The sequence below is a fragment of the Stenotrophomonas terrae genome (assembly GCF_039674165.1).
Taxonomy (GTDB): Bacteria; Pseudomonadota; Gammaproteobacteria; order Xanthomonadales; family Xanthomonadaceae; genus Stenotrophomonas; species Stenotrophomonas terrae_A.
This window is the reverse complement of the sequence record NZ_JBDJMY010000004.1, coordinates 117145-141417: the sequence shown is the minus strand read 5'-3', so window position 1 is coordinate 141417 and position 24273 is coordinate 117145. Positions and strand designations below refer to the sequence as shown.

Sequence of the window (24273 nt, the reverse complement as noted above, 5' to 3'; positions counted from 1 at the left end):
TCCCTCCCTTTCGCACATCGTGCGAAGGGGAGGGTTGGGGAGGGGTGCTTTTCACTTTGAAGCTTCAAAGCTGCCCTCACCCCAACCCCTCTCCCGCAGGAGAGGGGCTTCAAGCGCTATTGCGTCACGCCTTATTTACGCTCTGCGGCACTCGCATCGCGGACCGCGCGGAAGCTTTCTTCCGGGCTCCAGTTCGGCCAGTCGCGCGAGTTGGCCAGCTTCTCGCCGAGCGTGTACAGCACTTCCAGATCGCGGGCGGCGCCGGCGAAGGTCCAGTCGGCCTGCCATTCATCGCCCTGCTGGTGGTAGCGCTTGGCGGTGTACTCGTCGGAGGCCTTCTTGCCAGCGGCCACGCCACCGTCGATCCAGTCCTGCCCTGCCCCGTACGACAGCGCCGGCACGCCGCGCTTGGCGAACGGGAAGTGATCGGAGCGGAAGAACAGACCGGCCTCCGGCTTGGTGTCCGGGGTGTAGCGGATATCCCATGCCTTGGCTACGTCCTTGAGCTGGTCCAGCAATTCCACCTTGGCCGTGCCGTAGATGCCGAAATCACGCGACGGGCTGTACGGCGACATGCCATCCATGTTGATCACCGCCACGGTCTTGGCCAGCGGATACAGCGGGTTGTTGGCGTAGTACTCCGAGCCCAACAAGCCTTTCTCCTCGGCGGTTACCGCCAGGAACACCACCGAACGCTGCGGCTTGGGCTGCGAAGCAAAACCACGGGCAAGTTCAACCAGTGCCGCGGTGCCCGAGGCATTGTCCATCGCGCCGTTGAAAATACGGTCGCCACGTGCGTCCGGCTCGCCAACACCGATGTGGTCCCAGTGGCCGGAATAGATCAGGGTCTCGTCCGGGTGCGTGCTGCCTTCCAGCCGCGCGACCACGTTGTGCGAGGTGATCACCTCGTTCTTGACCTGGTAGTTGGCCGAGAAGGTCTCACCCTTCAATTCCACCGGCTGGAAGTCGCGCGACTGCGCCTGCTTCTTCAGCGCTTCGAAATCCAGGCCGGCGCGCTTGAACAGGTCCACTGCCAGATCACGCTGGATCCAGCCTTCCAGCGCCGGGTGCGCCTCGGCCGGGTTCTGCCGGACCACGTCGAACATGGTGTTGGTATTGGAACCGGCCACCGTCGCCCAGCCATAGGATGCCGGTGCGGTTTCATGCACGATCAGCACGCCGGCGGCGCCCTGGCGCGCGCCCTCTTCGAACTTGTAGGTCCAACGGCCGTAATAGGTCATGCCCTTGCCGTCGAAATCACCGGCGCCGGACTCGAAATCCGGGTCGTTGATCAGCACCACGGCGATCTTGCCCTTCAGGTCCACGCCCTTGAAGTCATCCCAGTTGCGCTCTGGCGCCTTGACGCCATAGCCCAGGAACACCAGCGGCGCGTTGCGGATATCGACCTGGCTGACACCGTTCATCGCCGCACGCACGGCGATTTCCTGGCCCTGTGTCAGCGCCTGCGGTTTGCCCTGGCTGCTCAACGACAGCGCCGGCTTGCCGACGATGTCGCCCTTGAGCAACGGCACGGCCTGGGTCCACAGGCGCTGGCCGTCCTTCAGGTCGCCACCGGGCTGCATGCCAGCATCGGCAAACTGCCTGCTCAGGAAGGCAATGGTCTTTTCCTCACCCGCGGTCGCCGGTGAGCGGCCTTCGTAGGCGTCGGAGGAAAGCTCCCGGACGTCAGCCGAGATGCGGGCGCCGTCAAATTTCGGCGGGGCGGCCATCAAGGCCGTGGACACGGACATCGCCAACAGGCTGATTACGACTCGTTTCACGCGGTACTCCAGTGGTGAGGCAACCCCCGGAGTGTAGCCAGCCACGCGCGAAGGCGTGCAGTGCCTTATTGCACGGCTGCCGCGCGGGCCAGCAGGGCCTCGCGCTCACGCGCATTGCCGCTCAAAGCCGCTGCCTGTTCAAACGCCTGCCGCGCTTCGGCGGCACGCCCAAGCCGGGCCAGCAGGTCGGCGCGCACCGCCTGCAGCGGCGCGTAACCCTGCAGCTGCGGGTCATCGACCAGGTGTTGCAGCAACAACCAAGCCGTCGCCGCACCCTGCGCCTGCGCCACCGCCACAACGCGATTGAGTTCCACCACCGGCGAGGGCATCACCTCCAGCAGGCGACCGTACAGCGCAGCGATGGCCTGCCAGTCGGTCTGTTCGGCCTGGCGGGCGCGGGCGTGGCAGGCGGCGATACCGGCTTGCAGCACGTAGGCATCGTCTGCACCGCCAAGCGCTACGGCCTGCGTCAACGCAGCTTGACCACGGGCGATCTGCAGCCAGTCCCAACGGCTGCGGTCCTGATCCAGCAGCAGCACCGCCGCGCCATCTGCAGCCACCCGCGCGCGCAGCCGCGAGGCCTGCAGCTCCATCAAGGCGAGCAAGCCGAGTACCGATACCGTGTCTGGCATCAAACCGACCAGCACCCTGCCCAGCCGCAGCGCTTCTTCGCAAAGCGCTGGGCGCACCCAGTCCTCGCCACTGCTGGCGGCATAGCCTTCGTTGAACACCAGATAGACCACGTCCAGCACCGACTGCAGCCGCTGCGGCAGTTCCTGCCGGCGCGGCACTTCGAACGCCACTTTGCGCTCGGCCAGCAGGCGTTTGGCGCGGACGATGCGCTGGGCGATGGTGGGCTCGGGCTGCAGGTAGGCGCGGGCGATTTCATGGGTGCTCAGGCCGCACAGCAGACGCAGCGTCAGCGCCACCCTCGCATCGGCGGGCAGCGCCGGGTGGCAGGCGACGAACACCAGCCGCAGCAGGTCATCGCCGATGTCGTCCAGATGCTCGGACTGTTCCGCGCCCATGGCGTAGTCCTGCTGTTCGTCGATGACCTGTGCCTGCCGCTGCGCATGCAGGCGCCGTTGCCGCAGCCGATCAATGGCACGCCGTTGCGCGGTGGCCATCAACCAGGCGGCGGGATTGTCGGGGATGCCTTGTTCCGGCCAATGCTCCAACGCCGCCAGCAATGCGTCCTGGGCCAGTTCCTCGGCACTGTCGAGGTCACCCAGCATGCGCGCAAGGCGCGCGACCAGACGTGGCGATTCCATGCGCCATAAGGTATCGAGCAGCCGCTGCAGTTGTGGATCGGTCATAGGCAGCGATCAGAGCATCGCGATGCGACTGCTGCAAGTGCGGACAACGCTCTTGCAGGAGCGGCGTAAGCCGCGAAGCGGGCGAAGTATCCGATTCAAGAACGTCCATTGCTGAAGCGCAGAAGGGAGCAACAGCCAAGCCCTCCCCAACCCTCCCCTTCGCTACGCGAAAGGGAGGGTGCGAAAGCCTCCTTCGCTACATGAAGGCAAGAGCGCAAAGGCTCACAACTGCACGAACGGCTGGAAGCCACCCCAGAACATGCGCTTGCCATCGAACGGCATGTCCTTCGGGCTCATGCCTGCCAGCCGCGGATCGGCCATCGCCTTGGCATTGACCTTGTCGCGATGCGCGCGCGAGCGGAACAAAACGTACGCGAACACCACCACCTCGTCCTCCTTGAGCTTCACCGCCTGCGGAAACGAGGTGCGCTTGCCGGGCTTCACGTCCTCGGCCACTGCCTCGACATAAGCCAGCGCACCGTGCTCCTTCCACACCTTGCCGGCCTTGCGCGCCATACGCTTGTAGTCATCAAGCCTGGCGCTGGGTACCGGCAACACATATCCGTCCACGTAAGCCATGATCGTCTCCTGGTTATTGGCCGGGCTCGCCATCCATATGGGCTACTTCCCACAGGTGACCATCGAGGTCGGCGAAACCGCGCTGATACATGAAGCCGTAATCGCGCGCCGGCATCGGCTCGCTGCCACCGGCAGCCAGAACCTTTTCCAGCATTTCGTCGACCGCTCCACGGCTGCTGGCCGACAACGCGATGATCACTTCCGTCTGGCGGCGTGCGTCGCTCAGCGGTTGCACGGTGAACGTCTGGAAGAACGGTTCCACCAGCAGCATCACGAAGATGCTGTCGCTGATCACCATGCAGGCCGCGTTGTCATCACTGAACTGGGGATTGAAGCTGTAACCCAAGGCAGCAAAGAACGTCCGCGTCGCCTGCAGATCACGCACCGGAAGATTGACGAAGATCATCTGCGGATTACTCATGCTCCGCCCTCCGCCGGCATCGGCTTCATGCAGTTGACCATCCACGGCTTGCCGTAGCGGTCCAGCAGCATGCCCCAGCGGTGCGCCCAGCAGGTTTCGCCCAAGGCCATCTGCACCTGCCCGCCTTCGGCCAGCGCCGCAAAGATGCGTTCGGCCTCGTCGATGCTGTCCACGTCGATGTTGATGGTGGTGGCACTGGGGCCGGCGCCTTGCGGGCTGTCAGCGGCCATCAATACCGCGCCCTTGGCTTCCAGTTGGCTATGGGCTACCCAATCCAGGGTTTCCACCGGCATGTCACCGCAGCCTTTCATCTCGTCGGTCATCGGCATATCGCGATAACTCGTTTCCGCCACCACGCTACCGCCCAGCACCTTGGCGTAGAACGCCATCGCTTCGTGGGTCTGGCCGTTGAAGCCCAAAAACGGAATCAATTTCATTGTCCTGCTCCTGCTGCTCGGGGTTGGGGTTCAGTTGTTGCGCTCGATCTGCTCGCGTAGACGCTGCTCCTGCGCCTGCAATTCCGGGGTGAAGGCCGCGCCGAAATCTTCAGCTTCAAAGAACGGGCGGATTTCCACCTCCACCGCGCTGCCATTGGAAGGCGTGAACGGGGCACGTTTGAGCCACTCGATGGCCTCGTCCAGCGAGCGCACCTGCCACAGCCAGAAGCCGGCCACCAGTTCGCGGGTTTCAGCAAACGGGCCGTCGATCACGCTGCGACCATCGGCTGCAAAGCGCACCCGCGCCGCCTGCGAAGTCGGCTTCAAACCCTCGCCGGCCAGCATGATGCCGGCCTTGACCAGTTCCTCGTTGAAGGCGCCCATCGCCGCGATTTCTTCCTGCGTGGGCATGACCCCGGCTTCGGTCTCGGGGGTCGCCTTCACCAACACCATCACTTTCATCGCCGTACTCCGTTGCAGGCGGAATGCCCGCTTCACAACAGGTACGACGAACCAACACAGGCAATCTCGACACGGCTGCGTCGATTTTTTATGAATCAATTCATGCGGCAACGCAGCAGGTTGGATGCGACATGATGTGCCCCTATTCGTAAGAGGCTGGGCACATGAAATTCCTGCTGTTGATCTACATCGACCCGCAACTGCGGCAAGCCCTGCCCGCCGACGAGTACGACGTCCTGATGCGTGGCTGCATCCAACACGCCGACGCACTGCAGGCCAAGGGCACCCTGTTGATGTCCCAACGGCTGCAGCCAGCGGACAGCGCCCAGACCCTGCGCAGCCGCCAGGGTCAGAGCAAGGTCACCGACGGCCCCTTCGCCGAAACCCGCGAAATCCTGGCCGGCTTCAATCTGATCGAGGCCGCTGATGCGGATGAGGCGATGCGTATCGCCAGACAGTTCCCATGGGCGGCTTACGGCAGCATCGAGGTACGGGCGGTGGCTGACATGGCCGTTGAGCGGGCGCGGGTTGGGGCGTGATCACGATGGGCCAGCAAGGCCTTGACGGCCGATCACGAGGGCCGCGGCAGGCAGGTCGAGCACGCTGTCCGCACTGATTCCCCACACATGTTCATGCCTCCTCCGAACCCGGCACTTGCCGGGTTTTTTTGTGCCCCAAACACCACCGGGCCTCAGCGCAACGGCGATGCGAGCAAGCGAGAGCTGCGAAAATGAATGCGAACAAACTCTCATTAACACTATTTTTATTTATAAAAATCAATGTCTTGAAATTAGTTTCAGCTGATATTGCAAAATGCATTCAAGTGAAATTAAGATTTCGTTCAGCTGTAACGAAAACTACATTTCAGTGCAGCGCGGTTGCAACAGCAGTTTGCCAAATCAATGAGAGAAGGAAATTTGATGACCCGCAGCACCAACGTCACCCGGCTCAAGCGCACCGCGCTGGCCCTCGTCCTGACCTCGGTCATCGGCGCCGCCGCTGCCCAGAGCACCACCGGTTCCCTGTTCGGCAACGCCCCCTCTGCCGCCGGTGCCACCATCACCGTCCAGAACGAATCCGGCCTCAAGCGCAGCGTTGCGGTTGATGCCAATGGCCGCTACAACCTCGGCTCGCTGCCGGTGGGCAAGTACTCGATCAGCCTGGAGCGTGATGGCCAGGTCCTGGACAAGCGCGAGAACGTATTGCTGCGCGTCGGCGCGGGTACCGAAGTCTCCTTCGGTGGCGAAGGCGCCACCACGCTGGATGCGGTGACTGTCACTGCCGCCAACATCCCCAAGATCGACGTGAGCAACACCGTTTCCAAGTCGGTGATCACCTCCGAACAGCTGGATGTGCTGCCGCTGGGCCGCAGTGCTGAAGCCATCGCCTTGCTTGCCCCGGGTGTGGTCGCCGGCAGCAGCGCGTTCACCAATGGTTCGCGCTCTGTACTCTCCTTCGGCGGTTCCAGCGTCACCGAGAACGCGTACTACCTCAACGGCTTCAATGCCTCCAATCCGTTGAGCAATCTGGGTGGCGTCAGCCTGCCTTATGGCTCGATCGACCAGCAGGAAACCTATACCGGTGGTTACAGCGCAGGTTACGGCCGTTCCACCGGCGGCGTGATCAACCAGCTCGGCAAGCGCGGTACCAATGAGTGGCACTTCGGTGTCCAGACCACCTGGGCGCCGGACTCGCTGGCGGCATCACCCCGTGACGTGTACTACCCGAACCGTAAGCTGCCCGATGGCTATGGTTACACCGACGACAGCCTGCCAGGCACGCTGTACCGCTCTCGCAACAACGACACTGCCACCCGCACCACGGCCAGCGGCTACGTCAGCGGTCCGCTGATCGAAGATCGTCTGTTCGTGCACCTGGCGGCCGAGTCGGACAAGACCGACGGCGTGTCCACCAACAGCGTTGCATCCGCACAGCAGGCCCGCAACAACTACAGCTACAGCGCGCCGAAGTTCTACGGCAAGATCGATTGGAACATCAACGACAGCAACACGCTGGAATACACCCGCGTGCAGAACACGGACCGTCAGGCCGGCTACTACACCGCCTTTGATTACGACGATTTGTCAGAAGGCGGTCGTACCGGCGCCAGCCCGAACACCATCAAGATCAAGGATGACTTCGACATCTTCAAGTACACCGGTTACCTGACCGATGACTTGACGCTGAGCGCAGTGTGGGGCCGCAGCAAGCAGAGCAACCTGGAATCCAACCCCGGCAATTCACTCAACCCCTACATCAGCGGTGCAGGCAACCAGAACACGGCTCTGACCGGTGGCTCGCCGATCCGCAACGACCAGCCCGACCTGTACACCAAGGCGGGCGATGCGGGCAGCAAGACGCGCGGCCTGCGCATGGACCTGCAGTACCGTATCGGCAACCATGAGTTGACCGCCGGTATCGACAACATGCGTTACGACGGCCACAACGAAGGCCAGGCAATGACGGGCCCCGGCTACGCGTGGATCTACAGCAAGGCCAGCGACCCGAATGTTTCCCCGAACGCTGGTGCCGGTGTTGCTGCCCCAGGTGGCGAGGGCTACTACGTTGCACAGTACATTTTCTCCACCACCACCAGCATGTCGGTCGACCAGAAGGCCTACTACCTGGAAGACCGTTGGCAGGTCACGCCGAACTGGCTGGTAACGCTGGGTATCCGCAACGACAAATTCACCAACTACAACAGCGACGCTATCGCCTATGTTGAAAGTGGCGACCAGTGGGCACCGCGTCTGGGCGCAAGCTGGGACGTTTTCGGTGACTCCTCGTTGAAGGTGTTCGCCAACCTGGGCCGCTACTACTTGGCCCTGCCCAACAGCGTTGCCATCCGCGGCGCCTCAGCCTCGACCTACACGCGTGAATACTTCACGTACGGTGGCATCGATGCCAACGGCAATCCGATCGACCTGACGGCAATGGGCCCGGGCCCCATTTCCACCAACAACGAATATGGCCAGGCACCCGACCCGCTGTCGGTCGCCCCGACCGACCTCAAGTCGCAGTACCAGGATGAATTGATCCTGGGCTTCGAGAAGACCCTTGGCGAGTCCTGGAACACCGGCGCCAAGTTCACCTACCGTCGCCTGCAGACCGCCATCGACGACACCTGCGATTCCGATCGCATGTACGAAAAGCTCGATTCGATAGGCGTGGACACGGCCAACCTGGATGTTCCCGGTTGCGTGATCTTCAACCCGGGCAAGACCAATACGTTCATGGCCAAGCACATCGATGGCTCGGGTTACACCGCGTTCCAGATGAGCGGCAATGACTGGGGCTACCACGGCCAGAAAGCGAAGCGCGAGTACATCGCGGTGGATCTGTTCGTCGAGCACCCGCTGAGCGACAAGTGGTACGGCCGCCTGGATTACACCTGGTCGCGCAACTTCGGCAATACCGAAGGTCAGGTCAAGTCCGACATCGGCCAGGATGACGTCGCCAAGACCCAGGACTGGGACAGCTCGTACCTGATGGAATATGCAGGCGGCTATCTGGCCAACGACCGTCGTCATCAGCTGAAAGGCTATGGCGCCTATCAGTTCAACGATGAGTGGACCGCATCGGCAACGCTGCGCGTCACCTCCGGCATGCCGAAGAGCTGCTTGGGCTTCTACGGTACGGACGGCAGCGATCCGGCTGGCGGCTATTACTCCTCGTACCACTACTGCAACGGTTCACCTTCGCGCCCCGGCCAGGCTGGACGCCAGCCGTGGACCACGCGTCTGGACATGGGCGTGATGTATCGCCCGGCGTTCGCCGAGCACAAGCTGGCCTTTGGCCTGGATGTGTTCAACGTGTTGAACCAGCTGCGTCAGATCCAATCCGAAGCGCAGTACGAGGACGACATCCCGTACACAGTTTCCAACACCTACGGCATGGGCACCTACTACACCGCGCCGCGTTCGGTGCGTCTGACCGCGTCGTACGACTTCTGATCTGAACTACCGCAACAACGCAATCTCTCTGTAATAATGAAGTACTTGAAACCCCGGCCCAGCGCCGGGGTTTTTTTATCCGTCATTGCAACAGCAACTGCAGCTCACGCCCTGCCACCGCCTCATTGCCACTGAAGTCCTTGGCACTGATCCGGATCGTGTAATTGCCCGGCTGCAGTTCGGCCAGTTGCAGCGCAACGCCGGCCAGCAGCCCGTCACGCACGGTGTTGGTCAGCACATAGCGGAAGCGGGTACTGCTGCTGCCGTGCACGGTGATGCCGCTGTCGGCGGCATAGGCCTGCTTCACCGCTTCGCGCTGCGGCGGCATGCGATTGAAGATGATGTTGGTGCGCGGCTGCTCGTAGCCGGGCAGCGCGCGGCCGGTGGCGTCCAGGATCTGATAGCCCAGGCTGTAAAGGCCAAGCCGGCGTCGCGGCAGGTTGTTGTCGACCTGGTCCCAGGCTTCCACCACCAGCTGCAGGCCGGCGCCATCGCGCGGCACGCGCAGACGCCCATCCACTTTTTCGACCAGGCGTTGATTGTCAGCGTCGAGCACGGCGATGTCGTCGATCTTCGGCGCAACATGATCGGCATAGTTCGAGAAACCTAGACGCACGGCATTGCGCTCATAGCCGGACGGCCCCACCGCCAGGTGCACATGCGCCTGGTTGTTGATGCTGCCCAACGCATCACCGGGCTGGAAGCGGGTGCCACGACGCACGCGCACACGATCGAGCTGGCCGCTGTCGTCGTACACCAGTTGCATGCGCGCCGGGTCCAGCGCGCGGTTGGATGCGTCGCGGCCAACCTTCATGTGGATGTAATCGAGTTTGTCCAGCGACAAGCCTTCGGCCTGCCCGCCCAGGGTCCAGGTTGAAGCCGGGCTGCTGACCTTGCCGCTGGCGATGGCCAGTACCGTCTGGCCGACGTCGCCGCGCACATCGAAACCACTGTGCAGATGGTGCCTGCTCTCACCGCTGAAGTTGCCGCGCACCTCGCCCAGGGTGCCGGTCACCTCGTGCCAGCCCGACTGCGGTGCCAGTGGCCAACGGCCCTGGTTTGCTGGCAAGGGGTTGTCCGCCGATGGCCCGAGCTCCGGCGGCACCTCCGGCATGTCTGCCGTGCGTGGCACCAGGTGATGGATGCGATAGGCATCGGCATCGCTCAACAGCAGGCTGCCATCCGGCGCCAGCGCCAGCCCGGCCGGGCGCGCAAAACGCAGGGCATCGTTGCCGGCCACGGCGACGATGTGGCCATGCGGTGACAGCTGTACCACGCGGCCAGTCTGCCGTTCGCCCACATAGACCACGTCGTCGTGGGTGATCGCCAGCGTCATCGGCCCCCATAGCACGCGCTCGGCATTGGGCATGCCGACACGGGTGCTGACCATGCCGTTGCCATCAATGCTGCGCAGCGCATTGTTCTGCAGGTCGGCAACCCAGAGATTGCCGTGGCCGTCGAACTTCAGATCGGTGGGCGTATCGAAACGCGCCTGCGCGCCGGGGCCATCTTCCCAGCCCGGCTGCGCGCCGCCGGCCAAGGTGGTGACCGTGCCGTCGGTGGCAATCACGCGGATGCGGTCGTTCCAGGTATCGGCAACATAGACGCGGCCATCGGCCCCAACTGCCACCCCCATCGGCCCGTTGAAGCGCACCTGTGCGCCGTTGCCATCGGCAAAACCGGGGCTGCCATTGCCCGCCAGCGTGCTGACCAGCCCCTGCGTGCTGATCTTGCGGATGGCGTGGTTGCCGGTGTCGGCGACATACAGGTTGCCCTGCGCGTCCAAGGCGATACCCGAGGGCGTATTGAACTTCGCCGCACTGCCCTGACCATCGGCCAGGCCCTCGACGCTACCTGCCAGCAGCTGGAAGCGGCCATCCAGGCCGCGATACAGGATGCGGTTGTTTTCACCGGCATCGGCTACGAACAGCACGCCACCGCCCATCACCAGGCCCCAGGGATCACTGAAGCGGGTCTGCGCGGCAGTGCCGGCAGCGTTGCCCGCCACCCCGTCACCGCCGAGCAGATCGATCCGTGCCTGCCAGCCCAGCGGTGTCGCCGGTGGCGCTGCCGGTTCGGGCGCCGTGGGCGGCCACAGGAAGCTGGCACCCAAGGCGGCAGCGGTGACGACGATGACGGCCATTACCCAATGTTTGCGATCCATGTACACCCAACCAACTGCGGACCCGGCACGATAGACGCTCACGGCCCGCGGCGGAACCGCCGAAAGCCCTGCCTGCTGGAGAAGTGTATGCACCTGTATCTGCAAGAAGACCTGATCCGGCTGCGCGCCGGGCAAACCACCGACATCAGCCTGCCGCTGTCGCTGTCATCGCTGCTGGAGGCGGGCCTGCAGCACTTTCCGCCGTCGGAACAGGCATTGGAGCAGGCCATCGCCAGCATCGAGGATGCCCTCATGCCCTGGATTCCGGCCCTGCGCCAGGATTCGCTGGAGGTATTGGAATGTGCCGATCCAGCGCTTGCGCCCTTGCCGGGCGTGCTGGGCTACCCGCAACAGCCGATCTGGGAGTTGGATATTGAAGAGGTGGAACGGGCATTCAACCAGCTGGCGCAGGTAGCGTCCGGCATGCCAGCCAAGTCCATGGGGCTGCCGGAGCGGGCGAATTTCGTTGCTGCCCTGGTGGTGGTGCGCGAGTTGATGCATCACGTGGGGTGGCAGCAGTTGCGCTTGCTTGAGGCTGGGGTGGATTGAGGGGGAAGCTGGGGGCGAAAGCGGGAACAACCGCAAAGCCAAAGCACCCCTCCCCAACCCTCCCCTTCGCCTACGGCGAAAGGGAGGGAGCTCAAGCCAAAGCGTCAGCACTGCACTATCACCCCCTCCCTTGCGCGCAGCGCAGGGGAGGGTTGGGGAGGGGTGCTTTGGCTTTGGCTTTGGCTTTGGCTTTGGCTCCCGGCTCCCGGCTCCAACTCCAACTGTGAAGTCACCTTCGCCCCACTCCAACTCCAACCCCCAACAATCAAACTACAACGCCGGCCGCTCCGGCCCGGTTCCCATCGCCTCGCGATACCGGCCGTACAAGGCCAATACCTTGTCCACGTATTGCCGCGTCTCCGCATACGGCGGCACGCCGCCATAGCGCGCAACCACGCCGATGCCTGCGTTATAGGCTGCCGCAGCCAAGGTCCGGTCACCGTTGTAACGACGCAGCAGCGATTTCATGTAACGCGCACCGCCGTTGATGGACTGCGCCGGCGACAGCGGATCGCTTACGCCATACTCGCTCGCGGTTTCCGGCATCAGCTGCATCACACCCTGCGCGCCCTTGGGCGACACCGCTTTTTCATCGAACGCGCTTTCCGCATGGGCTACCGCACGCAGCCATGCATCATCCACGCCGGTGGCCTTGGCGGCAGCGCGGAACTGCGGTGCATGACGGTTCAACTGCGGTGTACCCACCCGCCCCAGCCCGGCATGCGCGGGCTCGCCCGGCGGCGTGGCCACGGTGAAGCGCAGGTAAGGCGTCGAGCCCGGCAGATTGCGGGTGGAATAAACCTGTTTGCCGTCCTGCTCACGCTCGTACAGGGTGCCGCTGAACACCCCGAAATTGCCCCATAGATTGGGCGTCTGCACGGCGTTGTCGTCGATTTCGATGGCCTTGCAGACAGAGCCGGGCTCGGGCGCAGTGGCCATGCTGACGGTGGCCTTCTGCACACAGCGGTACACCGTGCGCGCCTGCAACGGCCCGCACAGCCCGTAGATCAGCAGCAACAGCACAAGCGCAGCCGCGCGCGGCATGGCCGGATTCCATCAACAGAAGGAGGACGATGCTGAGCCTGCATGCTTGAACGGCAGGTGATGAAAAATACGCCAATCGCGCCCAGAATGAACAGCCGCTTTCCATTCCTGCCCCAAGCCCATGAGCGTACCCCTGCTAGGCTTCGACAACCCGCAGTTCCATACCGGGCGCAACACAAGCGTACGGCGTGGCGCCCGCTGGCATGGCGTGACCCAGGCCTGCATCGCACTGGGCGAAGGGGGGCAGCTGGGTCCCCTGCCCCTGCACACCGAACTGCGCAGTTTCGATGCGCTGGAAGAAGCGGATCTGCGCGACGAACATGACCCTGCATGCCGTACCCCGGCTGGGCTGTTGGCGGTGATGCAGCGCCTGTATCCGGGTTTCCGCAGTGACGAGCTGGTAACCCTGGTGCACTTCCAGGTGCAGTAAGGCGGCTGCTGTCCCAGCCCTCTTCACCTGCACCGGCCTGCGCATGTTGGGCGCAAGCCGGTGCGTGGCACTGAATGAAAGGGAGCGTCTACGTTTGCGTTCCGGCACACGTCCAGCACCACCACGCGCACACGCTCCCCACACACTCAGCGGCCGCGCGCCGCCCGCAGATGCTGGCCTACCGGCTCGGAAAACGCGCGGCCGTCGGCCACATCCCAGTTGATCGACCAGGTCATCACGCCACGGAAATCCGGACGCGGCTGGCTGGGCTTCACCTCATCGCACTGGGTAGCAGTGGTCAGGCAGTCGAAGGCACGGTTGATATCCGTCGCTGTCGCATAGCCATTGCCGGCGGCGCGCAGGCCTGACGGCAACGCCAGTGCAACCTGGTCCGCGCGCAGCCCGGCAAACCGTCCCTTGCCGCCGGCCAGCTCAAAGCCTTCGATCAGCATTTTGGCCGAGCCCACCATCATGTCGACGCTGCCGCCCGGGTACTTCTCGGCACGATAGGGCGTGGGCAGGCCGCCGTTGTTGTAGAGCTGCACGTGCAGCAGGTCCAGTTCGTCGCGCAGGCCGTCGATCAAGGGCAGATAGGCGCCCCAGATACCGTCCATCGACACCAGCCCACCCTGCACATAGGGATGCTCCGGTGCCATCGACACATACAGGTTCGGGTACATCTCATGCAGCCGCTTCACTGCGGACACCAGGTGCGGGATCACCGGCGCGCCGTGCACCACGCCGGCGATTTTTTCCAGATCGACATCGATGCCGTCGAAGCCGAAGGTGTTGATGGCATCGGCGGTGGTGCGTACGAAGTTGTCTTCATCGCGCTGCGTGTTCAAGGTCACCGTGCCCAGCTCACCGCCGAAGGACAGCACCACGATCTTGCCCTGCGCACGTTTGGCGGCAATGTCCGCGATCAACTGAGTGCGATCCAGCGCCGGGTCCGGGTTGAACGCCACCTTGCCCTCGCCCATGTCATCGGCGAACGCCAGCACGATCACATCCCAACTGTCATCCACCTTGGCCACCGGCAACAGCCCCTGGCCATTGTCGAAGTTGTGCAGATAACCCACCAACGCATGCTTGGGCAGCGCATGGCTGTGGCCGGGCGCAACGCCCGCGCCGGTCGCAGCAGCGGCCTTGGACGTTGCCTGACAGCCGAATGTGGAAACAAGCGCCAATACGGAAAACAACACACTGATCGACTTCATCACAACCCCAGAATGGAAGACGCCCGATTCTAGGCATGCAAATCCAGCAAAAAGCCATTCAAAGACAACAACTTAGGAAAGTCGTCCTGGTTTGTCCCGGTTTGTCCGTTGGGTGACATACGGCCGCATCAACCGGAACTGCCAATGTCGGCAACAAGGCTCGCCACTGGCCTGCGATGACCTGCGCTCAAGTGCACATTTTCATGCGCCGCTCCGCGTCCCAGAGTGCACGCCGTGCCAGGTCGTAGGCACTGTCGGCCGCGCTGAGCAGGCTGTGCTCGGCTTCGACGGGATCGGCGCCGTTGTTGTAGCGGTACTCCACGCGCTGCAAGGCGTCCAGATGCTGTTGCGCGGTGCCGAGCCAGCGTCGGCGCTGCTCGCCATTGCAACGCGGATAGCGTTGTTCCAACGCCCCCATGGCGACACGAATGCGACGGCTGGCCTCGCCTTTCATGTCCGGCGCCTTCTCGTAGCGGATGGGTGCGGCCTTGTAGGCATCCCCCGTGGCTTCGCTACCCAGATCAGACGGGCGCTCGTGCAGGCTGGGATTGAACGCGATATCCGGCGGACGCCGCGCCTGCGCCGGCTGGATGTCCCGCCCGTGGATCAAGCGCGCGCCCATTTCGCCCAGCGTCGGCGGCTTTTTCTTGTCTTCGAACATACCGGAGACCATCTTCTCCAACGGCCGCTCGCCCACGCCCGTAGCCAATTCATCGCGATGCTCGAATAACCGCTGCGCAGCATTCTTCTGCGCAGATGCCGCAGCGCCCTGCGGCACCGCCAGACTGCCATCGCGCCCATAAAGACGTTGCGACCATGCCGCCTGGGAGGGCGCCGATGCGGCCGGTTCTGCGGGCGCCGCAGGCATGGCCGGTGCTTGCGCTTGCGCTGACGGTGACGTGGGAGCGTCAGCGGCCTGAGCGATGTCTGCCTGCACCAAACGCGGCAGCGGCGCTGAACGCGGCTGCGGCTGTTCGTCTGTAGCGTGAGCCGGCAACAGCCAACGCAGTTGTATCCGCGTCTGTTCTTCCACCACGTTCAGCGTTGGCAACTGCAGCATCAGCCGCGCCAGCCCGGCCATGAATGCCAAGGCAATCACCGCGGCAGTCAGGCGGATCCAGAGCGGCTCGGCGGAACGGTCAGAACGCATGCAACTCCATCAGCCACACAACGCAGGGCGGTAACCGGCCCTGTCACGGTACAAGCGCACAGTTCAGAGACCGACAAGAGCGCAACGAGTTCCACGATTGTGCCTTGCGAATGGGTGAACCCGCGGCAAGAGTGGGCCATCATTCAACAAAGGCCGTCATCGCCCGCACCCAAGGAGCCGTACGTGAATACCGTTGCAGCGCAGAACCTGGATGAAAGCATCGCCAAGCAGTTGTTCTTCGGCCATATCGCCGAAGATGTGCTGTTCCCCTATCCGCAGATCCGCGAACGTGACCGCGAGATGCTGGGCGCGATGACAGATGCCATCGACCAGTTCCTGGCCGACAAGACCGCCGATCTGCGCCAATACGACCGCGACGCGGAGCAGCCGCCGGAGTTCATCCAGGCGCTGCGTGAGATGGGCTTGTTCGGGCTGATCATCCCGGAGGAATACGGCGGACTGGAGCTGTCCAACGGCGCCTATGCGCGGGTACTGGGCCAGACCAGCAGCCATGACAGCTCGGTGTCGCTGACCATCGGTGCGCACAGTTCCATCGGCATGAAGGGGCTATTGCTGTTCGGCAACGACGAGCAGAAGCAGCGCTATCTGCCCAGGCTCGCCAGCGGCGAGATGATTGCCGCGTTCTGCCTGACCGAAGCCGGCGCCGGCTCCGATGCCGCCGCCATCCGCACCAAGGCCCATCGCAACGACGACGGCAGCTGGACCCTGAGCGGCGAGAAGATCTGGATCACCAACGGCGGCATCGCCGATTTCTACACCGTGTTCGCGCGCACCGACACACCGGAAGGCAAGGTCACCGCCTTCATCGTCGAGGCCGGCTGGGAGGGTGTCAGCCACGGCCCGCACGAGGACAAGATGGGCATCCGCGCCTCGTCCACCACCACCGTTGCCTTCAACGAGGTACGCGTGCCGGCGGCCAATGTACTGGGCCTGGTGGGCAAGGGCTTCAAGGTGGCGATGAACATCCTCAACAGTGGCCGCACCGGGCTGGGCGGTGGCGCCGTCGGCGGCATGCGTGCGCTGATCCGCATGGCCTGCGCACAGGCCAGCGAGCGCAAGCAGTTCGGTCAGCCGATTGCCGAGTTCGGGCTGGTGCGCGAGAAGATCGCGCAGATGACTGCCGACTGCTTCGCTGCCGAAAGCACGGTGTGGATGGTGGCGCATCTAATCGACAGCGGCCGCACCGACTATTCGGTGGAAGCGGCGATGAGCAAGATCTTCGCCAGCGAGGCGGTGCAGCGCAGCTGCTACGAAGCCCTGCAGATTGCCGCCGGCAACGGCTTCATGCGCGAGTTGCCGTATGAGCAGATGACCCGCGATACGCGCATCCTGTCGATCTTCGAGGGCACCAACGAGATCCTGCGCCTGTACGTGGCGCTGAATGGACTGAAGGGCGTGGGCGCAACCCTCAGCGAACTGCAAAGCGCGGTTGGCGGCATCTTCAACGACCCGATCAAGGGCTTCGGCGTGCTCAGCGACTACGCCGGCCGCCGTGTGCGCGAAGCCACCGGTTACGGCACCGGCCGCATTCGCGCACCGATCAACGACGCGCTGCGGCCACTGGCGCGCCTGTGCGAGAAGTACACGGTGGAACTTTCGAAGGCATCGGACCGGCTGCTGCGCAAGCACGGCAAGAAGATCGCCGACCAGCAGCATGCACAGAAGCGCGTGGCCGATATCGCCATCGATCTGTTTGTCGGGCTGTGTGTACTGTCGCGCGTGGAGAGCCTGCTGCAGGCGGGACACCCGGCAGCCGACGACGCAGTGAAGATCGCCCGCCTGTTTGCCCGCCAGGCGCGCCGACGCATGGCGCGCAACGTACGCGGGCTGGAGCGCAACGAAGACGACATTGTCGAATCGCTGGCGGCATCGGTACTGGAGCGCGGCGGTTACGCCTGGGATGTGATGTAACCCAGCTTTTATTTGTAGGAGCGGCGTAAGCCGCGAAGCCAGCGCGTTGTCCGTAGCGGTTGCCACTGCAATTGCAGATACCTCAACAACTGGCATCACCACCGGCTTCGCGGCTGACGCCGCTCCCACACAGGCAACCCAGCCACCCGACGATTGTGGGAGCGGTGTAAACCGCGAAGCTACCGCGCTGTCCGTTGCGGAAGCCACTGCAATTGCAGATACCTCAACAACCGGCAACAGCATCAGCTTCGCGGCTTATGCCGCTCCTACACCGGCAATCCAGCCACCCGACAACTGTAGGACCGGCGTCAGCCGCGAAACCACCGCGCCCTCAGCTGCGGGCAGCCATGCAATTGCGAACACTGTGCCGCCATTGGCCTTTACCAGCTTCGCGGCTGACGCCGCTCCTACAAGCTTGACGCTGGCGCATCCTCTACGGCCAGATCACCCTCACGCAGCACGCGCCGCAGCAGCGCCCGCCCGTGCCGATCCAGCCCCAGTACGCGCGGCTTGATGCCGTGATGACGATAGCGGCTGACCACCTTCTCCAACGCCGCCACCGCGGTGATATCCCACAGCTGTGCCGCTGACAGATCAATCACCACCGCACGCCCCTGCACCAGGCGCGGATCAAACGCATCGATGAAGGCATCCGCCGAGGCAAAGAACACCTGCCCGCTCACCGCATAGCGCACGCTGCCATCGGCCTGGTCCTGCTGCTCGATACGCAGCAGACGCGCCACCTTCAGTGCAAAGAACACGCCGCTCAGCAACACGCCAACACCGACACCCGCCGCAAGGTTGTGCGTGCCCAGGGTCACCGCCACCGTCGCCAGCATCACCACGCCGGACAGGCGCGGATGCCGCACCAGCGCGCCCAGGCTGCGCCAGTCAAACGTGGACACACTGACCATCACCATGATCGCCACCAGCGCGATCACCGGCACCTGCCCCACCCACGGTTTCAACAGCACCATCAGCACCAGCAGGAACACGCCGGCAAACAACGTCGACAATCGTCCGCGGCCACCGTACTTCACGTTGCCCACGGTCTGCCCGATCATGCCGCAGCCGGCGATGCCGCCGAACAGGCTGGCGGCGATATTGGCCACACCCAGACCGGTGCACTCGCGGTTCTTGGAGCTGGGTGTGTCGGTGAGTTCGTCCACCACGCGCGCCGTCATCATCGATTCCAGCAAACCCACCATCGCAATGGCCAGGGCCGGCATCGCGATGATGCGCAGGGTTTGCAGATCAAACGGCAAGGACGGCAAGCCCATCCATTGCGGCAGCGCCTCGGGAAGCTTGCCCAGGTCATTCACGGTGGGAAGATCCAGCTTCAACCACGCTGCCAACACGCTCAAGACCACGATGCAGATCAAGGGCGAAGGAATCGCGCGCACGCCGGGCAGCGGCAGGCGCGGCAAGCCGTAGATCACCAGCAGGCCCAGCGCCAGCATCGCCCAAGTGGCGGCGGTGGCACCGTGCAGCTGCGGCAGCTGCGCGGCGAAGATCAGGATCGCCAGCGCGTTGACGAAGCCGGTGCGTACCGAACTGCTGACAAACCGCATCAACACGCCCAACCGCAGCACCCCGAACAGGATCTGGATCACGCCGGCCAGCAGGCCTGCGGCGAACAGATAGGGCAGGCCGTGCGCACTGATCAGCGGCGCTGCCACCAGCGCCACCGAACCGGCAGCCGCAGTGATCATCGCCGGCCGCCCACCGAACACCGCGATCACGATGCTCAGCACGAAAGACGCGAACAAACCCACCTGCGGGTCCACCCCGGCCACGAACGAGAACGCGATGACCTCGGGGATCAGCGCAAAGGTGGCCACGGCGCCGGCCAACATTTCACGCAGGGGATGGGCGCGCCACTGCGCCAGTTCAGAATGAAGGAAGGACATACGGGCTGGCCGCCGGCACCGACGGGCAAGGCGGCGGAGCGGGCGGAATCGAAGGGAGGGGCGCAAATTATGCCTGCTGATGGCGGCTGAACGCTGGTTGGCTTGGGGCGGACATCCAAAGCTACCCCTCCCCGGCCCTCCCCTTGCCTGCGGCAAAGGGAGGGAGTTCTGCCCCTCCCTTTTGCGAAGCAAAGGGGAGGCTTGGGGAGGGGGCTCTTCGCCAAGAACAAAAAAACCCAAAACCCTCCCTGCGGTAGCATTCCCTCCCCCGCATCACTGCCATCCCCATGCCTCACTACACCGGCCCCCTGCTGACCCGCCCCCTGCTCGAGCAGCTGGAAAGCGCCCTGAAGAAGGGAAACAGCGAAGCAAGCGCCTCGCTCGACCTGGGCCGCAGCCAGCAAACGGTCAGCCTCAGCGCCGATGGCTGGCAGTACGGCGGCCAGCACTACCCGTGGCCGGCCAAGCTCAAGGACCGCACCATCTACTACTGGGATGGCGACGAATTCAGCGCGGCCTCGCGCTTTGGCAGCGGCCTGTACAAGCTGGTACCCACTGACTGGGGCATTCCCACCTTCGAGATCGACGGCATCAAGATGCTGGTCAGCGCGCAGATCTCGCCGCTGGACGATGCCCGCCGCAAGGTGGCGCTGGTGGCGCCGCGCGGCAAGCAGCTGCTCGATACCTGCGGCGGCATGGGTTACTTCGCCGCCTGTTGCCTGGATGAAGGCGTGGCTGGCATACGCTCCTTCGAAAAGAGCACCGAAGTTCTTTGGCTGCGCACCCTCAACCCGTGGTCGCCGGATCCGGAAGGCGAGCACACCGCTGGCCGCCTGCAACTGACCCACGGCGATATCTCCAAACAAATCGAACACATCGGTGATGCCTCGATGGACGCGGTGCTGCACGATCCGCCGCGCTTCGGCATTGCCGGCGAGCTGTACTCGCAGGTGTTCTACGATCAACTGGCGCGCGTGCTGCGCAAAGGCGGCCGCCTGTTCCATTACACCGGCGCGCCGAACAAGCTCACCAGCGGCCGCGATGTACCGCGCGAAGTGGCCACCCGCCTACAGAAGGCCGGTTTCAAGGCCGAGCTGGCGCTGGATGGGGTGCTGGCTGTACGCAAATAACCGGGTTTTGTAGGAGCGGCATAAGCCGCGAAGCGCTTACCTTCTGAAGCCCCAGCCCGATAGCTGTTCCATTGGCCCTTGCTTCGCGGCTCACGCCGCTCCTACAAGCAGACATGGCTGCATACGCCCCGCCTTAACGTCCCGCGCGCGACACTGTGCTTTCCGAAGCGGAGGCAGCCCATGGCAACCGAAACCGTACGCGGCACAACCGTCACCATCCACTTCGATGGCGAGCGTTGCATCCACTCACGCAACTGCGTGCTCAGCCATCCGGATGTGTTCGTGCCCAACGTGGTCGGCGAATGGATCCACCCCGATGCGGTCGCCCCGCAGGAAGTGGAGCTGATCGCGCGCAACTGCCCCTCCGGCGCCATCCGCTACGAATACAACGACGGCTCCCACAACGAGCCCGCGCCGGTAGTCAACCTGGTGCACATCCGCGAGAACGGCCCGCTGGCTTTCACTGCACCGCTGCGCATTGCCGGCAAGGATGAAGGCATGCGCGCAACCCTGTGCCGCTGCGGCGAATCGCACAACAAGCCTTTCTGCGACCACCGCCATGTCGACTGTGGCTTCACCGCCAGCGGCGAGCCGGCCGAACAGAAATCCGAGGCACTGCCGCAACGCGATGGCCCCCTGCAGGTCAATCCGACCCGGAACGGCCCACTGCACGTCATCGGCAACCTCGAGGTGGTCAGCGGCACCGGCCGTACCCTGCACCGCATAAGTGAAACCTGGCTGTGCCGCTGCGGTCATTCCAACAACAAGCCCTTCTGCGATGGCAGCCACCGAAACGTGGGCTTCCAGGCCGAAGGTGAATAAGCCGTCCCCTCACGTCCGCAAGGAGATTTACATGGCAAACCTCGAACTCCGCCTCACCGCCGACGAAGCCGTCACCCAGGCCATGCTCGACATGCTCAAGGGCATGGACGATGTGGATTCAGCCGAAGACATCACCGAACCCGCATTTGCCGCCGATGATGAGGACAGCAGCTCGGCGGGCCTGAGCGACAACCAAGGCCCCGGCTCCTATCTGATCCAGGTGGAAACCATCAACGACGAAAGCCGGGCGCGCGTGCTGGACGCCGCGCAGGCCCTGGCCGAGAGACTGGGTGCGGTGCTGGAGATCGAATCCGATACGCAGGACTGAATTCAGCGGGCAGCGGCCACAACGAATATGCCTCCGGTGCGGCCGCTCATGCTCAATCCAGTGACCGGCCCGCTTCCAGGTTTGCCGCAAACGCCGCGGCTCCCTCGATGACCAAGGGCCGGACCGCCTCCTCCAGCGCATCGGGCAAAAAGTCGCTTACCCAGATCAATCGACAACCGCCGCGCGTGTCCTCCACGACCTGCATCGATGCGGAATGATGTTCAAAGGGCGCGCCCTGCGCGCTATAGGCCACGCGCCGCCTGTGCTCATCGACGCTGACGATACGCTCCTTCACTTGCAGGCCACTGGCAAACACCAACTCGCGGACATCGCCATGCATGCAGCCATCAACCAGCACCGGGCTGAACAACACCTGCGCCCTGTCGACGCGGCGCAAGGCCGCCCAGGCGACCGCTGCCGGCACCGCCACCGCTTGCTCCCACCATATTGTTGCCATCCAACCGCCTCCTTGTTGTCCTGGGTGATGCATCCGCGCTTCTGGGATGCAGACACGGATGCTGCGCTCAGGCTGGGATACGATCTTGGGGAAAATTGATGGAACCGATGCAATGACCTTGATCGCACAGCCGCTGGGCAGCGGCCCGGGCTGGTCCAGCGCGATGATGACCTGCAGCGCCGGCCCCACCGATCCCCGCTTCGAAGAACAGCATGCCGGGGTCAGCATCGCGGTAGTGCTGGAAGGCAGCTTCGGCTACCGCAACCGTTGTGGCATGTCGATTCTGGTGCCCGGCGCGATCCTGTTGGGCAATCCGGGTGACTGTTATGAATGCGGCCACCAACACAGCCGCGGCGACCGCTGCCTTGCCTTTCATTTTGAGCCTGCAGTGCAGGAAGCGGTTGTCGCCGCCCTGCCCGGCGCACGCCCGCTGCGTTTCAAGCAGGCAGCGTTCGCCCCCCGCCAATGTGGCCCCGGCCTGTTGCCGCACGCGGACCAGGTGGTCGAGAACCCGCAGCAGATAGAAGCGTTCGCCTTCCAACTGCTGGAAACGGTCATGTCCCGGCATGCCGGCTGCAGCGGTTTGGTCTCCGCCTCGAACGCGGCGCGTGCCAGGAATACACGCTGCGTGCAGGAACTGGTGCATTGGCTGATGTCCAACTACCAGCAGCCGCTGTCGCTGACCACTCTTGCTCAACATGTAGCGCTGAGCCCTGCCCATCTGCTGCGCGAGTTCAAACGCATTACCGGAACCACGCCGCATCAGTTCATGCTCGCACAGCGCATGCGTCAGGCCGCACAACGCCTGCGCGACGGCGATGAGAGCGTGCTGCAGATTGCGCTGGATGCCGGCTTTGGTGATATCTCGGAGTTCAACCGGCGCTTCCGCCGGGAGTTGGGCACAACGCCAAGTGGCTTCCGCATGTCGCCCGGCCAACCTTGCAAACCTGCTGCAGGTGCCGTTGCGACCAGCACATGACAGGCTTCATCCCTGCAACTGACACCAACCCTGGGAAACCTATGAAGCTGTTGCCGCTGCTCCTGCTCTGCATCACCGCTGGCGTCTGTATCGGCGCAAGCGCCGCCGTGCCCGAAGCACCCGCGCCCCGTGATCGGGCGCAGGCCACCGCCATCGTTGCCGATATGCGCCGCGTGGTTGCCGACAATGGCATCGAACGCCTGGAGAAGGTGCGCATCGGCGGGATAGATCAATGGGTATCGATCCGCGGCAACGATGCCCGCAACCCGGTTTTGCTGATGCTGCACGGTGGGCCGGGCTGGGTAGCCATGCCGACCAGCTGGTACTTCCAGCGCGGTTGGGAGGAATACTTCACTGTGGTGCAGTGGGACCAGCGCGGCGCGGGCAAGACCTTTGCGAGCAACGACCCAGCGCAGCTGGCACCCACCATGACCCGCGAGCGCATGGTCGCCGATTCGCTGGAAATGGTGGCGTGGCTGCGTCAGGAATTCGACAAGCAGAAGATTTTCGTGCTCGGCCAATCCTGGGGCAGCTATCTGGGCCTGGAAGTGGCCAAGCAACGCCCGCAGTGGCTGCATGCCTATATCGGCATGGGCCAGATATCCAACGCGCCGGAGAGCGAGCGGCGCGGCTGGGCATGGACAATGCAACAGGCCCAACACGACCACAACGCGCAGGCCATCGCTGACCTGCAGGCAATAGCACCCTATGCCCAAGGCAACACCCCGGTTGCATTGGATGCACTGTTCAAGCAGCGACATTGGTTGAACCACTACGGCGGCATGGTCCACAACCGTCGCGGCGGCGATGCCGAGGCCGCAGCCTTTGCGCTGTCACCGGAGTATGCCGACGCGGATATAGCCGCGGCCCGGAAGGGCAACGATTTTTCCATGCAGCATCTGCTCGCGGATGCGCTGACCCTCGACATGAGCACCACCCGCCAGCTCAAGACGCCGCTGTTCCTGTTCCTGGGCCGGCACGACCGCAACGTCTCCTCGGAGCTGGCTGCCGAATGGTTCGCCAGCGTAGATGCGCCGCAGAAGAAACTCATCTGGTTCGAACAGTCCGCGCATGAGGTGATGAATGAAGAACCGGGAAAGACCTTGCTGAGCCTGGTGCAGGAGGTACGGCCCATCGCCGAGCAGGCTGGCGATGGCGTCTTCGAGCACTGACAAAAATGCCGCGCGGCATTGGCAGCAGGCGCGGCCCGAG

At 63.8% G+C, this 24273-nt stretch carries 22 protein-coding genes; 10 read left to right on the top strand and 12 right to left on the bottom strand.

Going from position 1 to position 24273, the window contains the following annotated elements; all coding sequences use genetic code 11:
* Positions 1 to 131: 131 nt before the first annotated feature.
* The 6 genes from ABE493_RS03310 to ABE493_RS03285 all read right to left on the bottom strand — a co-directional run bounded on the left by ABE493_RS03310 (position 132) and on the right by ABE493_RS03285 (position 4996).
* Positions 132 to 1781: a M28 family metallopeptidase gene (locus tag ABE493_RS03310; protein ID WP_346497257.1), complete on the bottom strand. Its 1650-nt coding sequence runs from the start codon at positions 1779 to 1781 to the stop codon at positions 132 to 134.
* Between the two features lie 65 nt (positions 1782 to 1846).
* Positions 1847 to 3097, bottom strand: a complete 1251-nt coding sequence (locus ABE493_RS03305; protein WP_346497255.1) for an RNA polymerase sigma factor — start codon at positions 3095 to 3097, stop codon at positions 1847 to 1849.
* A gap of 222 nt (positions 3098 to 3319) precedes the next feature.
* Positions 3320 to 3676, bottom strand: coding sequence for a DUF1428 domain-containing protein (locus ABE493_RS03300; protein WP_346497253.1), 357 nt, complete (start codon positions 3674 to 3676; stop codon positions 3320 to 3322).
* Positions 3677 to 3689: 13 nt separating this feature from the next.
* Positions 3690 to 4097, bottom strand: coding sequence for a VOC family protein (locus ABE493_RS03295; protein ID WP_346497251.1), 408 nt, complete (start codon positions 4095 to 4097; stop codon positions 3690 to 3692).
* Positions 4094 to 4534 (bottom strand): VOC family protein, encoded by a 441-nt coding sequence (locus ABE493_RS03290; protein ID WP_346497249.1) that lies wholly within the window; start codon positions 4532 to 4534, stop codon positions 4094 to 4096. Before ABE493_RS03290 ends, ABE493_RS03295 begins: the two co-directional genes overlap by 4 nt.
* A 30-nt stretch (positions 4535 to 4564) precedes the next feature.
* Positions 4565 to 4996 (bottom strand): YciI family protein, encoded by a 432-nt coding sequence (locus tag ABE493_RS03285; protein ID WP_346497247.1) that lies wholly within the window; start codon positions 4994 to 4996, stop codon positions 4565 to 4567.
* Positions 4997 to 5160: 164 nt separating this feature from the next.
* Here ABE493_RS03285 and ABE493_RS03280 point away from each other — a divergent pair, with 164 nt between their 5' ends.
* Entirely contained in the window at positions 5161 to 5535 is a 375-nt protein-coding gene (locus ABE493_RS03280) for a YciI family protein (protein ID WP_346497245.1), read from the top strand.
* A gap of 381 nt (positions 5536 to 5916) precedes the next feature.
* A complete protein-coding gene (locus tag ABE493_RS03275) occupies positions 5917 to 8949 on the top strand; it encodes a TonB-dependent receptor (RefSeq protein WP_346497243.1) in 3033 nt (1010 codons plus the stop codon).
* An 82-nt stretch (positions 8950 to 9031) separates the two neighbouring features.
* On the opposite strand, the gene ABE493_RS03270 is transcribed toward ABE493_RS03275, so the two are convergent.
* A complete protein-coding gene (locus tag ABE493_RS03270; protein WP_346497241.1) occupies positions 9032 to 11113 on the bottom strand; it encodes a gluconolaconase in 2082 nt (693 codons plus the stop codon).
* A gap of 87 nt (positions 11114 to 11200) precedes the next feature.
* Between ABE493_RS03270 and ABE493_RS03265 the strand changes: the two genes are divergently transcribed.
* Positions 11201 to 11662, top strand: coding sequence for a hypothetical protein (locus tag ABE493_RS03265; protein ID WP_346497239.1), 462 nt, complete (start codon positions 11201 to 11203; stop codon positions 11660 to 11662).
* A 270-nt stretch (positions 11663 to 11932) separates the two neighbouring features.
* Here the strand turns inward: ABE493_RS03265 and ABE493_RS03260 are convergent, their stop codons facing one another.
* Positions 11933 to 12706, bottom strand: coding sequence for a lytic transglycosylase domain-containing protein (locus ABE493_RS03260; RefSeq protein WP_346497237.1), 774 nt, complete (start codon positions 12704 to 12706; stop codon positions 11933 to 11935).
* A 121-nt stretch (positions 12707 to 12827) separates the two neighbouring features.
* On the opposite strand from ABE493_RS03260, the gene ABE493_RS03255 reads away from it, so the two are divergent.
* The gene (locus ABE493_RS03255; RefSeq protein ID WP_346497235.1) at positions 12828 to 13136 is read left to right on the top strand and encodes a hypothetical protein; all 309 of its coding nucleotides are present in this window, start codon (positions 12828 to 12830) and stop codon (positions 13134 to 13136) included.
* Between the two features lie 146 nt (positions 13137 to 13282).
* Here ABE493_RS03255 and ABE493_RS03250 read toward each other — a convergent pair whose 3' ends face one another.
* Entirely contained in the window at positions 13283 to 14353 is a 1071-nt protein-coding gene (locus ABE493_RS03250) for a chitinase (RefSeq protein WP_346497233.1), read from the bottom strand.
* Between the two features lie 187 nt (positions 14354 to 14540).
* Positions 14541 to 15503: a hypothetical protein gene (locus tag ABE493_RS03245; protein ID WP_346497231.1), complete on the bottom strand. Its 963-nt coding sequence runs from the start codon at positions 15501 to 15503 to the stop codon at positions 14541 to 14543.
* A 183-nt stretch (positions 15504 to 15686) separates the two neighbouring features.
* On the opposite strand from ABE493_RS03245, the gene ABE493_RS03240 reads away from it, so the two are divergent.
* Positions 15687 to 17435 carry an acyl-CoA dehydrogenase family protein gene (locus ABE493_RS03240; RefSeq protein WP_346497229.1) on the top strand — a complete coding sequence of 583 codons (1749 nt, stop codon included), beginning with the start codon at positions 15687 to 15689 and terminating at the stop codon, positions 17433 to 17435.
* A 407-nt stretch (positions 17436 to 17842) separates the two neighbouring features.
* On the opposite strand, the gene ABE493_RS03235 is transcribed toward ABE493_RS03240, so the two are convergent.
* Positions 17843 to 19345: a SulP family inorganic anion transporter gene (locus tag ABE493_RS03235; RefSeq protein ID WP_346497227.1), complete on the bottom strand. Its 1503-nt coding sequence runs from the start codon at positions 19343 to 19345 to the stop codon at positions 17843 to 17845.
* Between the two features lie 287 nt (positions 19346 to 19632).
* On the opposite strand from ABE493_RS03235, the gene ABE493_RS03230 reads away from it, so the two are divergent.
* From ABE493_RS03230 to ABE493_RS03220, 3 genes are all read left to right on the top strand, one after another.
* Positions 19633 to 20475 carry a class I SAM-dependent methyltransferase gene (locus ABE493_RS03230; protein ID WP_346497225.1) on the top strand — a complete coding sequence of 281 codons (843 nt, stop codon included), beginning with the start codon at positions 19633 to 19635 and terminating at the stop codon, positions 20473 to 20475.
* A 180-nt stretch (positions 20476 to 20655) separates the two neighbouring features.
* Entirely contained in the window at positions 20656 to 21297 is a 642-nt protein-coding gene (locus ABE493_RS03225; protein ID WP_346497223.1) for a CDGSH iron-sulfur domain-containing protein, read from the top strand.
* A 31-nt stretch (positions 21298 to 21328) separates the two neighbouring features.
* On the top strand, positions 21329 to 21625 hold the full coding sequence (locus ABE493_RS03220; RefSeq protein WP_346497221.1) for a hypothetical protein: 297 nt from the start codon (positions 21329 to 21331) through the stop codon (positions 21623 to 21625).
* A 52-nt stretch (positions 21626 to 21677) separates the two neighbouring features.
* Here the strand turns inward: ABE493_RS03220 and ABE493_RS03215 are convergent, their stop codons facing one another.
* Complete coding sequence (locus ABE493_RS03215) at positions 21678 to 22055, bottom strand: SRPBCC family protein (protein ID WP_346497219.1); 378 nt, start codon at positions 22053 to 22055, stop codon at positions 21678 to 21680.
* Positions 22056 to 22194: 139 nt separating this feature from the next.
* Between ABE493_RS03215 and ABE493_RS03210 the strand changes: the two genes are divergently transcribed.
* Both ABE493_RS03210 and ABE493_RS03205 read left to right on the top strand, forming a co-directional pair.
* On the top strand, positions 22195 to 23061 hold the full coding sequence (locus ABE493_RS03210; protein WP_346497217.1) for an AraC family transcriptional regulator: 867 nt from the start codon (positions 22195 to 22197) through the stop codon (positions 23059 to 23061).
* Positions 23062 to 23102: 41 nt separating this feature from the next.
* On the top strand, positions 23103 to 24233 hold the full coding sequence (locus ABE493_RS03205) for an alpha/beta fold hydrolase (RefSeq protein WP_346497215.1): 1131 nt from the start codon (positions 23103 to 23105) through the stop codon (positions 24231 to 24233).
* Positions 24234 to 24273 lie beyond the last annotated feature (40 nt).

Bases quoted from the DNA above. Each gene is read 5' to 3' on its own strand.
- ABE493_RS03230 (WP_346497225.1), top strand. From the start codon at position 19,633: ATGCCTCACTACACCGGCCCCCTGCTGACCCGCCCCCTGCTCGAGCAG.
- ABE493_RS03280 (WP_346497245.1), top strand. From the start codon at position 5,161: ATGAAATTCCTGCTGTTGATCTACATCGACCCGCAACTGCGGCAAGCC.
- ABE493_RS03300 (WP_346497253.1), bottom strand. From the start codon at position 3,676: ATGGCTTACGTGGACGGATATGTGTTGCCGGTACCCAGCGCCAGGCTT.
- ABE493_RS03290 (WP_346497249.1), bottom strand. From the start codon at position 4,534: ATGAAATTGATTCCGTTTTTGGGCTTCAACGGCCAGACCCACGAAGCG.
- ABE493_RS03205 (WP_346497215.1), top strand. From the start codon at position 23,103: ATGAAGCTGTTGCCGCTGCTCCTGCTCTGCATCACCGCTGGCGTCTGT.
- ABE493_RS03220 (WP_346497221.1), top strand. From the start codon at position 21,329: ATGGCAAACCTCGAACTCCGCCTCACCGCCGACGAAGCCGTCACCCAG.
- ABE493_RS03210 (WP_346497217.1), top strand. From the start codon at position 22,195: ATGACCTTGATCGCACAGCCGCTGGGCAGCGGCCCGGGCTGGTCCAGC.
- ABE493_RS03285 (WP_346497247.1), bottom strand. From the start codon at position 4,996: ATGAAAGTGATGGTGTTGGTGAAGGCGACCCCCGAGACCGAAGCCGGG.
- ABE493_RS03295 (WP_346497251.1), bottom strand. From the start codon at position 4,097: ATGAGTAATCCGCAGATGATCTTCGTCAATCTTCCGGTGCGTGATCTG.
- ABE493_RS03255 (WP_346497235.1), top strand. From the start codon at position 12,828: ATGAGCGTACCCCTGCTAGGCTTCGACAACCCGCAGTTCCATACCGGG.
- ABE493_RS03270 (WP_346497241.1), bottom strand. From the start codon at position 11,113: ATGGATCGCAAACATTGGGTAATGGCCGTCATCGTCGTCACCGCTGCC.
- ABE493_RS03245 (WP_346497231.1), bottom strand. From the start codon at position 15,503: ATGCGTTCTGACCGTTCCGCCGAGCCGCTCTGGATCCGCCTGACTGCC.
- ABE493_RS03265 (WP_346497239.1), top strand. From the start codon at position 11,201: ATGCACCTGTATCTGCAAGAAGACCTGATCCGGCTGCGCGCCGGGCAA.
- ABE493_RS03250 (WP_346497233.1), bottom strand. From the start codon at position 14,353: ATGAAGTCGATCAGTGTGTTGTTTTCCGTATTGGCGCTTGTTTCCACA.
- ABE493_RS03275 (WP_346497243.1), top strand. From the start codon at position 5,917: ATGACCCGCAGCACCAACGTCACCCGGCTCAAGCGCACCGCGCTGGCC.
- ABE493_RS03260 (WP_346497237.1), bottom strand. From the start codon at position 12,706: ATGCCGCGCGCGGCTGCGCTTGTGCTGTTGCTGCTGATCTACGGGCTG.
- ABE493_RS03235 (WP_346497227.1), bottom strand. From the start codon at position 19,345: ATGTCCTTCCTTCATTCTGAACTGGCGCAGTGGCGCGCCCATCCCCTG.
- ABE493_RS03305 (WP_346497255.1), bottom strand. From the start codon at position 3,097: ATGACCGATCCACAACTGCAGCGGCTGCTCGATACCTTATGGCGCATG.
- ABE493_RS03225 (WP_346497223.1), top strand. From the start codon at position 20,656: ATGGCAACCGAAACCGTACGCGGCACAACCGTCACCATCCACTTCGAT.